The organism is Xanthomonas sp. BRIP62415, assembly GCF_003993515.1.
Classification (GTDB): Bacteria; Pseudomonadota; Gammaproteobacteria; order Xanthomonadales; family Xanthomonadaceae; genus Xanthomonas; species Xanthomonas euroxanthea.
In genome coordinates, this window is the sequence record NZ_QEZH01000018.1 from 377,318 (window position 1) to 389,887 (window position 12,570).

Genomic DNA, 12,570 nt, shown 5'->3' on the forward strand with positions numbered 1-12,570 from the left:
GAGCGCTCATGGCAACCGGCGCGCGCGCGCGTGCAGGTGGTCGAGCAGACGCTGGCCATCGGCACTGGCAAACCAGTCCGCATGGCCGAGCAGGTAGCGGTGATAGGCGATGTCGGCGTTGTCGGCCGAGCGGGTGATGCCGGCGAAGTAGTCGATCTCGCTCAGGGCGAAGTCGGCATGCACGATCGGCAGCAAGGCGACCAGCTGCCGCAGCTGCACCGCGCCCAGCGTGCAGTGCCGGCTGTAGCCGTCCAGCAAGGCGTCGAGTTGCTCCAGCTGTGGCTGCGCACGTTGCCCTGCGTCCAGGTTCAACCATGGGATCAGGTTGCGTTCGATCGCCGTGGCCAGGTCGAACATCGCAAAGTTGCGGTCGCACAGGCCGAAGTCGAACACCGCGCCGACCTCGGTGTCGCCATCGTCGTGCGTGCGCCACAGCAGGTTGGAGGCATGCCAGTCGCCGTGCGTCCACAGCGGCGGCAATGCGCCGGGCACCGACAATACTGGCCATGCCCGGGCGTGCCAGGGCAGCAAATGGTCGGCCAGGTCGCGGCGCCAGGGCCGGCCCTGGAAATCGGCGGCCAGGCCGGGGCGCGACAGCAATGCCTGTTCCACCTCCCGCAGCGGGTCGGCCTGCGCGAACAGCGCCAGGTTGGCGACCAGGACGCTGCTTCGACGTGGCGGCGCATCGAATCCCTGCGCTGCCAGATGCAGGCGTGCCAGCGCGGCGCCTGCGGCCAACGCATGCGCCGCGCTGGTAAAGGGCGTCCACGACAAGGCGTCCCGATACAGGTCCTGGCCGAGGCCTGCGCGCTGTACTTCATAGACCCAGTGCGCATCGGCCAGGGCGGTGTGGCCGGCGGCATCGTGCAGCACCTCGACCACCGGCGCGCCGGCCCAGCGCAGGTGCGCCATGAAGCCATGTTCTTGGCGCAAGTCGGCGATGCTGCGCACGCTGCGGTGATGCCGCTTGACGATGAGTGTGCCGGTGGCGGTGTCCACGCAGGCGGCAGCGGAAAACGGGCGTGCGCTATGCCAGCGAATCCGTGCGCCATCGCCGGCAGCGCAAACGTGCTGCAGCACGCGATGGATTTCCTCGGCAGTCAACACCGGCCAGTCCGGCAGTGCCAACTCCAGGCTCATGCCGTGCACCTGATGCGAGGTGCTCATGCGCGCAGCTCCGGTGCGGCGCACGCCAGTGGTATAGACCAGCCAATCGATGCCGTTGTAGCGGACCCGGCGCGCGCACCGGCGATAACACGGACGGCGCTGCCGGGCCGTCGTTGCAGCGCGCGCGCCATCAGGCGGTTGCGCTGCAGGGAATGAAAAGGCAGCGCAACACCGAAAGGTCGCTGGCCGTCATCTCGACACTGAAAATGTGGGGTGCGCCGTGGGCGGCGCCTGCGGAAGACCGCCGGGCGGCTCCGGGCGCGCAGTATGCCTGCTGGCGCTGCCAGCCGTCATGTGCGGGCCGGCATCGGCGTGATGGCGCTGCGCGGCCTCGGCACCGGATAATGGACCGATGACTCCTGTCCAGATCGCCGCCGTCGTCGTCACCTACCAGAGCAGCAGCACCATCGATGCGTGCCTGTCGCGGCTGCGCGTGGCAGAGGGCATCAGCGAGATCCGGGTGGTCGACAACGCCTCCAGCGACGACACCCTGGAAGTCGTGCAGCGGCATGCCCTGGCCGATGCGCGCCTGCACTTCATCGCCAACCCGGACAACCCCGGCTTTGCGACGGCCTGCAACCAGGGCGCGCGCGACTCGCAGGCGCCCTGGCTGGTGTTCATCAATCCGGACCTGATGGTCGAGCGCGACACATTGGCGCAGCTGTGCGCACGCGCGGCGGGGCATGCGGCAGTGTTGTTGGGCGTGGAGCAGGTGGACGAGCAGGGGCAGCCGGATGCGGCAGTGCGCCGCCGCGATCCGGATTTTGCCGCGATGCTGCGCGCACCGCGCGCTGCCGCGCAGCTGGCGGTGCCGGCCGATCCTTCTGCGACGTTGCAGGTGGTGGACGCCATCTCCGGCGCCTTGATGCTGATGCAGCGCAGCCTGTTCGACCGGCTCGACGGCTGGGACGGTGCATACCGCCTGCATGCCGAAGACCTGGACCTGTGCCGGCGGGCGCGTCAGGCCGGCGCGCTGGTGGCGGTGGCCAACGATCTGCAGGTCGTGCACGTGCGTGGCGTGTCCAGCCGGTCGCGGCCATTCTTCGTGGAGTGGCACAAACACCGCGGGCTGTGGCGCTATTTCCGCAAGTTCGAGGCGGGCCGGCGCGGGCCGGTCACCCGGCTCGGCGTATGGCTGGCGATCTGGACCCATGCCGCTGCCCAGGTGCCGAAATTGTTGCGAAAGAGATGAGTTCGCTAGCGTTAAATTTGTGATAAATCAGTGATGGGTGGCGGGGCGTAACTGTGATACGTTTCGCTTCGAAGTGTGATCAATCACTAGCTTCCTGTCCCTTCCGGGTCCCCCATCAGGAATCGTGCAAATGTCCTTACAGAACGACCCGCAATTGCGGGTACGTCAGCCGTGCGCCGCTGCGCTGCAGTCCCGTCCGGTTGTCTCGCCTCCTTCTCTTGCATCCAGCACCCGCCGCGTGCCGGCAGCCGCGCTATCGGCGCTTGCGCTGAGCTGTGTGATGGCCGCCGTGCCAGGCACCGCCGTGGCCGGTGCCTGGACCCAGCCGCAGGGCGACACCCTGGTGATCGTCAAGGCGCTGCATAGCGATGGCCGCGGCTGGTTCGACGACAGCCATCACCGCACGACGTTTGGCGACGGCCAACAATTCGACGGAAACGGGCGTAGCCGCCAGGACCAGTTGAATGTCTACGTCGAGCATGGGCTGACCGACAAGCTGAGCTTCATCGGCAATTTCTATTTCACCGAAGTGGGTTTCAGCAATTACGGCGGTGATGGCCGGACCCGCACCAGCACGACCGGTCTTGCCGATCAGGAAGTTGGCTTGCGCTATGCGCTGCCAAGCGCGCAAGAGGACGTCTGGCGCAGCTCGGTGCAGGCATTGGTCAGCATTCCGGCTTATGGCCGCAGCAAGACCTACCATCCGAACAATCCCAGTGCGAATACCGATCCTGCGCTGGGCCTGGGCGACTATGGCCTAGAGCTGCGTTACAGCCGTGGGCGTGGTTACACGCTGGGCGGGCGCAACGGCTACGTTGATCTGGGGGGTGCAGTACGCTTGCGCGGCAGTGCGGCCTCCGACGAACTGCGCGTGGACGCCTCCAGCGGCCTGAGCCTGACCCCGAGCTGGTTGCTGCTTGGCGAAGTCAACGTGATCCAGGGTCTGGGCAACGGGCGCAACAATTTTGACGTCCCAGGCTCTGCTGGGGGCGTCGGCTTCGTTGCCACCGGCACCAACTACGACCTCACGAAGCTGCAGTTGTCCACGCTGTACACCGCGCCGGGCGGCAGCCAGTGGCAGGTGGGGTATCAGCAGCCAGTGATGGGCCGCAACACCGCTGCTGCAGGTGGGCCATTCGTGGCTGCCTGGTGGCGGTTCTAAGGACGCCACGACAATGACGGTCACCTGCGAAATGGACGCGCTGGGACGGGCACCGGACATCGGCCGCGAACGCGGTCTGTTGGGCCGCGCGCTGGTCACGGCAGGCGTCATCACCGACGAACAACTGCGCTCGGCGCTGGCATTGCAGCAACGCTGGAACTCGCGCCTGGGCGATGTGATCCTGGCTCAGCGCGGCGTGCCGGCACAGCGGTTCTACGCCATCGTCGCCGCGCACTTCGGCCTGGAGTTCGTCGACCTGGTGCAGCAACCGCCGGATCCGGAACTGCTCACCCCCGGCGATCTGGAAAGTTATGCGCAGCGTCTGCTGCTGCCGTGGCGCCGCGAAGACGGCGTGCTGGTGCTGGCCGTGGCCGACCCCGACCCGGCGGTGTTCGCCTGGGCGCGTGCGCACTATGGCGAAGACGTGCGGTTTGTCGGCACCGCCAAGTTCGACATCATCTGGAGCCTGCAGCGCTACGCCGACGAACAGCTCACCGACAACGCGCTGAACCTGCTCGCATCGCATGCGCCGACCTACTCGGCGCGCCAGGTGGTGACGCGCGGGCAGAAGCTCACGCTGTGGGCAATTGCCGCGGTGCTGGTGATCGCGATGGTGCTGTTCCCGGTGCCGGCCCTGATCACCGTCAACGTGCTGGTGGCGCTGGGCTTTCTGGCGACCTTCGGACTGAAGCTGTTGCTGGTGTGGTTCGGCTCGCGCCACCGCATCGACATCAAGGTCACCGAGGACGAAGTGGCCGCACTGCGCGATGACGACCTGCCGGTCTATACCGTGCTGGTGCCCATGTACAAGGAGCCGGAAGTCCTGCCGATCCTGGCCAATGCGCTGCGCAAGCTGGATTACCCGATCAGCAAGCTCGACGTGAAGCTGGTACTGGAAGCGGACGATTTCGACACCATCGAGGCCGCCAAGAAACTCGGCCTGGAAGCGTTCTTCGAAATCATCCGGGTGCCGCCGTCGCAGCCCAAGACCAAGCCCAAGGCCTGCAACTACGCGCTGCATTTTGCGCGCGGCGAACTGCTCACCATCTACGACGCCGAAGACAAGCCCGAGCCGGATCAGCTCAAGCGCGTGGTGGCGGCATTCCGCAAGGCCGACAAGGATGTGGTGTGCATCCAGGCGCGCCTGAACTACTACAACGCCGACGAAAACTGGCTGACGCGGATGTTTACGCTGGAGTACACGCTCTGGTTCGACTTCTACCTGCCGGCGCTGGAATACCTGCGCATTCCGATTCCGTTGGGCGGCACCTCCAACCATTTCCGTCTGGATGTGCTGCGCCAGGTGCGCGCGTGGGACCCGTACAACGTCACCGAAGACGCCGATCTGGGCGTGCGGTTGATCCAGAACGGCTACCGCGTCAACGTGGTTAACTCCACCACGTTCGAAGAAGCCAACGTCAGCATTCCCAACTGGATCCGGCAGCGTTCGCGCTGGCTCAAGGGCTATATGCAGACCTGGCTGGTGCACATGCGCGACCCGGTGCATCTGTATCGCAGCACCGGGTTCAAGGGCTTTTGGGGCTTTCAGTTCTTCATCGGTGGCGGCTTCTTCACCGCGTTGGGCGTGCCGGTGCTGTGGGCGCTGTACGTGGTCTGGGCAGTCACCGGGACAAGCGCGTTCGAACGGTTCTTCCCGCCGTGGCTGGCCACCATTTCGCTGGTCAATCTGTTGTTGGCCAATGCGTTCTTCATCTACATCACGCTGGTGGCCGCGTTCAAACGCGACTACTTCAAGCTGGCGCCCTACGCGCTGACCGTGCCGTTGTACTGGGCGCTGCAGTCGATCGCCGCCTACAAGGGCCTCTGGCAGCTGATCCACAATCCGTTCTATTGGGAGAAGACCACTCATGGCATCAGCAAGCATTCGGAAAACGAGCGCCGCGCCGCACTCGAAGAGTGAGTCGGCAGTTCCGCGCCGGCACAGCGGGCTCCCGGCGTTTCTGGTCGCCGTGGTGGCGCTGTCGCTGCTGAGCCAGCCGTTGCTGCTGCAGTCGGCCGGCTCCGCCGCACCGGCCATCGCACCAGCAGCCGGCTTGCCGGCAACCGGCGTGCTGGCCTGGGCGATTAATCTGGGGCTGGACAGCTGGAATCTGCCGTTCCAGGTCTGGCCGTTCCTGGCGGTCGCCGCCAACGCGCTATTCCTGTCGCTGCTGTGGCGCGATCTGGCCGGCGTGTTCGGACGTGGCTGGGCCAGTGGGCTGACGGTGCTGGTGGGCTGCAATCCGCTGTTCCTGCTGCCGATCGCCGCAGGCGGAAGCCAGGCGCTGGGCCTTCTGGCGTTCTACGGCCTGTGCCGCACCTTGCGCCGCCTGCAGACACCGGTGGAGGCCTTCACCTATCTGCGTATCGCCGGCTGGTTGTGCATCCTGCTGTGCCTGGATCTGCAGACCCTGGCACTGTCGACGATGGTGGCACCGTGGCTGCTGCTGGTGATGCCGCCGCAGATGCTGCGCAAGGCGCCGGGCTCGTTCTACCTGGTGTGCTACCTGCCGTTCGCGTTTCTGGTCGGCATGTGGGCCTACGTCAACCTGACCGTGTTCAACGCACCATGGCCGACGCTGTCCAGCATCGGGCAGGGCGCGCATCCGCTCCCGCTGCCGTTGGCCGAGCATGCGCAAGGCTGGTTGCCGGCGGTACGCTGGGGCGTGGCGGCGGTAGTCTGCTTCCCGGTCCTGGCCTTGCTGTCCCGCAGCCGCAGCAGCGCGCTCACGCGCGGCGTGGTGGCCAGTGCCGGCACCGTCCTCTGTGCGGCGGCGTTGGCGTTCGCCTTCGGCTGGGCCGGGTTTGACGCCTTGCTGCTGCTGTGGGTGCCGGCCGCGTTGCTGCTGCGCGCACTGCATGCCGATCAGCGCACCCAGGCCGCCGGCCTGCTGTTGCTGGGCCTGATCGGGGCGGCCTGGGTACAGCCGCAGGGCTGGGGCAGCTGGATGCGTGCGGCGCCTGCCGATGCGCAATCCCTGCTGCAGGGCGAGGCGGTGGTGATGACCGCGCCGGTGTCGTTGCCGACCAGTGACCCGGCGACGCCGGCAGCGGACGCGGCGCAGTTGCCGCCCACCGCGGCGACCGCCGTGGGCGATGCCGTGGCCACGCAGGGTGCTGCCGGCGCCAGTGCGCCCGCTGCGGCTGCCACTGCGGCGATGGTGCAGCCGGGCAAGAACACCGCGGCCATTGGTGCAATGGACTGTGCGCGGAGCACCGCAGCGTCCACCACCGAGGCATCTGCCACATGTTCAAACGCGTTCTGAGCACCGCGTTGCTGGTCGGGGCGTGCATGCTGGCCAACGGCTGCAATGCGGATGCATCGACGTGGATGGGCGCCAACGTCAAGGTCTCGGCCAATGCGCCGTGGCAAAGCGAGGCGGCGGGGCAGTCGCTGGATGCGCTGGCCAAGACCGGCGCCAGCAAGGCGCTGCTGGTGGCGTTTGTGTGGCAGGCCAGCCCGCAGTCGAACGACCCGGTATTGGGTAGCGACAGCAGCGTGGAGGACATGCGCGCCGCGTTGCGGCAGAGCCACCACGCCGGTCTGCAGGCCACGCTCAAGGTGCATGTGTGGATTCCCGGGCATTGGGCCGGCGATACCGCGCCCACCGATCAGGCAGCCTGGTTTGCCGCGTATCAGAACGCGGTGTTGCCATTGGCCAGGCTGGCCGAAGACGAGCACGCCGAAGCACTGGTGATCGGCACCGAACTGCGCAAGCTGCAGGACGCGCCGCAGTGGCCCGGCCTGGTGGCGGAGGTGCGCAAGGTCTACCGCGGCAAGCTGCTGTACGTGGCCGACGGCATGGAGCACGCCGAAAGCTTCCGCTACTGGTCGTTGTTCGATGCGGTGGGCACCAGCCTGTATCCGCGCCTGTCCGAAGCGGCCGCCGCCCGCACGGCCGAGATGAACGCCGCCGCGCAGCGCCTGCAGCAACTGGGCCAGCGTGTGGGCAAGCCGGTGTGGGTGGCGGAGCTGGGCCTGAGGTCTGCACGCGGCAGCCTGGCCGCACCCTGGGAAAGCCCGGAACAACGCGCTGCCGCCGTCGATACCCGCCTGCAACTGCAGGTGTTGCAGCAGTGGCGCAAGGTGTTGCAGGCGCACGGGGTGGAAGGCATCGCGCTGTGGTGCTGGTACACCGATCCCAAGGCCGGCGGGCCGGGCGACAGCGACTTCACCGTGCAGGGCAAACCGGCGCAGCAGGTGCTGGCGCGCTGAGCGATGGCGCTGGGCATCGTCCAGCGCCATTGCCCAGCGCCATTGCCGAGGTATCGCCAAGGTAATGGCCCGGCGCACTGCCGCCAGCTTGCGTGCCGCCGCCCCCGCGCATCGACCGGCTTGCACGCGGCACGCCCGCCGCTGCGGGCATAATCCGGCGGCATGATCATCCATTCGCTGCTCGACACCGACCTGTACAAATTCACCATGATGCAGGCGGTGCTGCATCAGCATCCGGCCGCGCAGGTCGAGTACCGCTTCAAATGCCGCACGCCCGGCGTGGATCTGGCGCAGTTCATCGACGAGATCTCGGGTGAGATCGACGCGCTGTGCCGGCTGCGGCTGCACGAGGACGAGGTGGCCTATCTGCGCGGCCTGCGCTTCATCAAGCCGGATTTCGCCGACTTCCTGGCGCTGTTCCATCTGGACCGCAAATACCTGCAGCTGTCGGCATCGACCACCCATCCGGGCGAGATCGAGCTGACCCTCCGCGGCCCGTGGCTGCACACCATCCTGTTCGAAGTGCCGTTGCTGGCGATCATCAACGAAGTGTGGTTCCGCAACACCTCCGAGCCGGATTTCGAGGAAGGCCGCAGCCGCCTGCGCGAGAAGGTGAGCAGCCTGCGCAGCATGCCGGCCGGCTGCAAGATTGCCGATTACGGCACCCGGCGGCGCTATTCGCGGCATTGGCACGGCGAGTTGCTGCCGTTGCTGCGCGATGGCCTGGGCGCGCAGTTCGTCGGCACCAGCAATGTGTATTTCGCCAAGCATTACGGCCTGACCCCGCTGGGCACGATGGCGCACGAATATCTGCAGGCGTTCCAGGCACTGGGGCCGCGGTTGCGCGACTCGCAGGTGGCCGCGCTGGAATCGTGGGCGCGCGAGTACCGCGGCGACCTGGGCATCGCCCTGTCCGATGTGGTGGGGCTGGACGCGTTCCTGCGCGACTTCGACCTGTATTTCTGCAAGCTGTTCGACGGCATGCGCCATGATTCGGGCGACCCGTTCGAATGGGGCGAGCGTGTCATCGCCCACCTGCAGGCACACCGCATCGACCCCGCGACCAAGGTGCTGGTGTTCAGCGATGGCCTCAACATCGACAAGGTGATGCGGCTGTACGCGCACTTCCACACGCGCTGCCGGCTGGCGTTCGGCGTAGGCACCAGCCTGACCAACGACCTGGGGCCGACGCCGCTGCAGATCGTGATCAAGATGGTCCGCTGCAACGGGCAGCCGGTGGCCAAGCTCAGCGACTCGCCGGGCAAGAGCATGTGCGAGGACGCCGGTTACCTGCGCTATCTGCGCGATGTGTTCGGCCTGCCGCCGGTACCGGACGCCGGTGACCACGCGCGGCAGTGACTGACGTGCAGCGGCGCATCGAGAACCGTTGCCGCTCATAGCAGGCAGCAGCAACCTTGCGGCGCATCGCTCAATCGCAGCTGGGAGCGAGCTCCGTGCGGGAATGGCAGACGCTGAAGCGAAATCGCGACGCCTGCGCTGGCAGGCAGCCGATCTGCTTGCGTTGAATAGGGTGATTGCAGATAAACGAACGGCGCCTGACGGCGCCGTTCGCATTACACGCAGTGAATCTTGCGGATTACGGGCGCACCTTGGTGGCACAGACAAATACCGCCGCCTGTTGAATGCGGCTGATCGCCCCCTGGTTCTGCAACTCGCGCGCGTGCTCGTCCATGCAGGTCAGGTAACCCAGGCGGTTGCCGGCGTTCTGCGCCTTGCACAGGCTGTTTTCGGCCGAGATGTTCGCGCCGGGAATCAGCCCGCCGGTCTCCAGCGTCGGCACCAGCGTATTGCAGTTGCCCAGCTTGGCCAGCCCGCGATTGAGCGTCCAGCCGATATCGGCAAACAGCGCCGGGGTCAGGTCGATGTTCAGATGCGCCTGCACTTCCGGCGTATCGAACGGTTCCATCAACGCGTTGGGCTGCAGGTCGGTATCGAAGTGCGAGAACGTCGAACCACCGGCCACCACGCTGGGTGCGTACAGCCGCGTGCGGCCTGCGCTGTCGGTGCCCTGCAGCAGCTCGGGGTCTTCGTACAACGCCGCCACCACTCCGGCGCTGCCCTTCAGCCGCGCGCCATCGGCCTGCGAGACCATGATGGCCGGGATGGTGATGTCGGTGATCGGCGGTGCAGCATTGCCCATCGTCTGCACGCCGGACGCGTTATTGGCCACGATCACGCCCACCGCACCGTTGAGCTGTGCGTTCTTGACCTTGATCGCGAACGCGCAGGTGCCGCGGTCGATCAGCGCCACCTTGCCGGCCACCTCGGCCGCATTGACGAACGGCGTTTCGCAGCCATCGCTGGCTGACGCGGCAGCCACCCCGTCATTGACCGTCACCACTGCGCGTGCCGGGAAATTGGCCGCCGTGGCCAGCGGCCCGAAGCTGGCAAAGCCCACCTCGAACTTGCCGGCCGCGCTGGCCGGTGCGCTCACCTGCAACAGGGTGCGCGGATCCAGGATCAGCGCCGCCTCGCGGTTGACGCGCGTGCCGGCCCAGACCGTACGGCCGGGCGTGCGCATCGCTTCGGCACGCAGCGCGTTGGTCATGGCCGGATCGTCGAAGCGCTTGTTCTGCACATTGTCGAAGGCCTGCGCGGTGTAGACGTCGGTCAGGCCGCTGCCCGAGCCGAGCACGCCGGTGGTCTTGTTGAGGAAGCCGGCCGCACCCAGGCCGTGGCCAATCTCATGCATCACCACGTTGAGGAAGTTGATCTGGCCTTCGGGCGTCTTGCCGTCCAGGCCCAGGTACCAGCCCGAGCCGGCCAGGCAGTCGTCCTTGCCCAGGTCGCCGTTGAATTGCGAAAACACGTCGGCCGGATCGCTGGGATCGGGGACCAGGTCCTGCCCGGCGATCGCATCGCCCAGCGCGGACGGATACAGCGTATTGGGCTTGGAACCGGGGAAGTCGTTGACGATCCAGTTCGGGCCGGCCTGGCCCAGCGTGCCGCCGGTGGCGGTGCAGGTCAGCCGTGCGAACGAGGCATACACCTTGATCTCGACATTGCTCTGCAGCACCGCGCCCCACAGGTCCATCGCGTATTGGTAGGCGATGCGACGCTGCTCGCCGACCGAGCGCCCCGGATTGCCGCCCAGGGGCGCAGCGCTGGTGGGGTCGTTCAAGCCGACGCTGGTGCCGGCGTCGCCATTGATCAGCGTGACGTTGGCGGCGCTGGCGTGCAGCGGCGCGATGGCGGCAGCCACGGCCAGGGACAACAGCAACAAGGGCTTATTCATGCGGCAGCGCTCCGTGCTCGGCGTGGGCGGGTTGGGTGGCGGCGTCGTCGCCGTGCTCGATGACGATGCGGCCATCGGCCTGGCGCGTCGCCATCAGTGAGCTCATCTGCGTGGCCGGCAACTTGCGCGCCACGGTGCCGTTGGGCAGGCGTCGCTCGGTCGCGCGTGCGGCAGATTCGGTCTGCGGCACCGCAGTGCGGGCAGCGCTGCTGCGGGCGTCCGAGGCGGCCTGCTGGTCCAGCGCCGCGCTCTCGGCGTCGGTCAGCGGGCGCAGCTTGCCGGTGGCGGGGTCGATGCCGACCTTGGAACTGCTGGTTGCGGCCTCCTGCGCGACGGCCATGGCCGGCAGACAAACGACGCACAACACACCGGACAGCATCCATCCGGGCTTACGAAAGCTCATCATCGTTGGGGTTTCCTTGGGTCCAGCAGGGAAAAGGGACGCCGTGCAGACACCAGCGTCGGGGGAATCCTTCCGTTTCAGTCTGTTCATGACTGAATCATGAATCTGTGATGTGTGTCAATCTTTTGACATGTAGGGTGCTGAATGCGAAACGAGCGCCTGAAACAGTCACCTGCGCACTTGCGTCGAGGGAAATTTCCGAGAAGTGCAACGGCGATTGGCGAGCGGGCTGGTCAGGGTTTTGACGCAAACCGGGGGGCCAGAGGCCGTCCTTGGCCGCCAGTAGCCGGATCACGTCTCCCTTCTCCTCCTTGGGAGAAGGTGCCCCAAAGGGGCGGATGAGGGCAGGCGCGAAGCCCGGCGGAGCTTGAGTACAGCGTTGGGTCTATCTGCATTTCGGCCCGTACCCTCACCCCAACCCCTCTGCCGAAGGGAGCAGGGCAGTAGTCCGCCCAGGCCGGCGGCAGGGCCTGTGCAGGCAGCGCGGATGCACCAACGTGCGCAAGCCCTGCACTGGCGCCTGCTGGCGAGATGCTGATGCCCTGCATCGGCATCGGCATCGGCATCGGCGCGCTGCGCGTACGCTGCGCTGGTTGCGCATGCCATTCCATCGCAGCGATTTATAGTGTCGGCAACCCCGCGCACCAGGCTTCCATGCACGCCGTCATCTATCACAACCCCGACTGCGGAACCTCCCGCAACACCCTTGCCCTGATCCGTCATACCGGCATCGAGCCGCAGATCGTCGACTACCTGCAACACCCGCCCACACGCGAAACACTGCAATCCCTGATCGCTGCCGCCGGCATCCCGGTCCGCGAGGCCATGCGTCAGAAAGGCACCCCGTATCTGGAACTCGGGCTCGACGATCCCGCGCTGGACGACGCAGCGCTGCTGAGCGCCATGCTCACGCATCCGATCCTGATCAACCGACCCTTCGTGCAAACCGCGCTGGGGACGCGCTTGTGCCGCCCTTCCGAACGGGTGCTGGACCTGCTGCCGCCGGCGACGCACGGCTTCGTCAAGGAAGACGGCGAACGCGTGCTGGATGATGCCGGGCAACGCGTAACGGGCTGATAGACAGATACCCGGAACACGCAGTCATCCCACATCAAGCGCAGTCACCCTAATTCCCATTCCCGACTCCCAATCCCCAATCCCCAATCCCCAATCC

10 protein-coding genes are annotated in these 12,570 nt (G+C 66.6%); 7 read left to right on the plus strand and 3 right to left on the minus strand.

Annotated elements, in window-relative coordinates; all coding sequences use genetic code 11:
* Nucleotides 1-6 precede the first annotated feature (6 nt).
* Nucleotides 7-1,167, minus strand: a complete 1,161-nt coding sequence (locus EO141_RS07495; protein WP_127168856.1) for a phosphotransferase — start codon at nt 1,165-1,167, stop codon at nt 7-9.
* A gap of 352 nt (nt 1,168-1,519) precedes the next feature.
* Between EO141_RS07495 and EO141_RS07500 the strand changes: the two genes are divergently transcribed.
* The 6 genes from EO141_RS07500 (at nt 1,520) to pncB (ending at nt 9,096) form a co-directional block, all read left to right on the plus strand.
* Nucleotides 1,520-2,359, plus strand: a complete 840-nt coding sequence (locus tag EO141_RS07500; protein WP_104649423.1) for a glycosyltransferase family 2 protein — start codon at nt 1,520-1,522, stop codon at nt 2,357-2,359.
* Nucleotides 2,360-2,489: 130 nt separating this feature from the next.
* Complete coding sequence (locus EO141_RS07505; protein WP_164739105.1) at nt 2,490-3,521, plus strand: transporter; 1,032 nt, start codon at nt 2,490-2,492, stop codon at nt 3,519-3,521.
* 13 nt (nt 3,522-3,534) lie between these two features.
* Nucleotides 3,535-5,442 (plus strand): glycosyltransferase family 2 protein, encoded by a 1,908-nt coding sequence (locus EO141_RS07510; RefSeq protein WP_104585558.1) that lies wholly within the window; start codon nt 3,535-3,537, stop codon nt 5,440-5,442.
* A 49-nt stretch (nt 5,443-5,491) separates the two neighbouring features.
* A complete protein-coding gene (locus EO141_RS07515) occupies nt 5,492-6,787 on the plus strand; it encodes a hypothetical protein (RefSeq protein ID WP_164739106.1) in 1,296 nt (431 codons plus the stop codon).
* Nucleotides 6,769-7,737, plus strand: a complete 969-nt coding sequence (locus EO141_RS07520) for a glycosidase-like protein (RefSeq protein WP_119131826.1) — start codon at nt 6,769-6,771, stop codon at nt 7,735-7,737. The genes EO141_RS07515 and EO141_RS07520 overlap by 19 nt, the downstream gene beginning before the upstream one ends.
* Nucleotides 7,738-7,899: 162 nt before the next feature.
* Nucleotides 7,900-9,096, plus strand: coding sequence for a nicotinate phosphoribosyltransferase (pncB, locus tag EO141_RS07525; RefSeq protein ID WP_115677932.1), 1,197 nt, complete (start codon nt 7,900-7,902; stop codon nt 9,094-9,096).
* Nucleotides 9,097-9,334: 238 nt separating this feature from the next.
* Here pncB and EO141_RS07530 read toward each other — a convergent pair whose 3' ends face one another.
* Both EO141_RS07530 and EO141_RS07535 read right to left on the minus strand, forming a co-directional pair.
* The gene (locus tag EO141_RS07530; RefSeq protein ID WP_127168858.1) at nt 9,335-10,993 is read right to left on the minus strand and encodes a PA domain-containing protein; all 1,659 of its coding nucleotides are present in this window, start codon (nt 10,991-10,993) and stop codon (nt 9,335-9,337) included.
* On the minus strand, nt 10,986-11,399 hold the full coding sequence (locus tag EO141_RS07535; protein WP_164739107.1) for a hypothetical protein: 414 nt from the start codon (nt 11,397-11,399) through the stop codon (nt 10,986-10,988). Before EO141_RS07535 ends, EO141_RS07530 begins: the two co-directional genes overlap by 8 nt.
* Nucleotides 11,400-12,050: 651 nt before the next feature.
* Here EO141_RS07535 and arsC point away from each other — a divergent pair.
* Complete coding sequence (arsC, locus tag EO141_RS07540; protein WP_104649443.1) at nt 12,051-12,473, plus strand: arsenate reductase (glutaredoxin); 423 nt, start codon at nt 12,051-12,053, stop codon at nt 12,471-12,473.
* Nucleotides 12,474-12,570 lie beyond the last annotated feature (97 nt).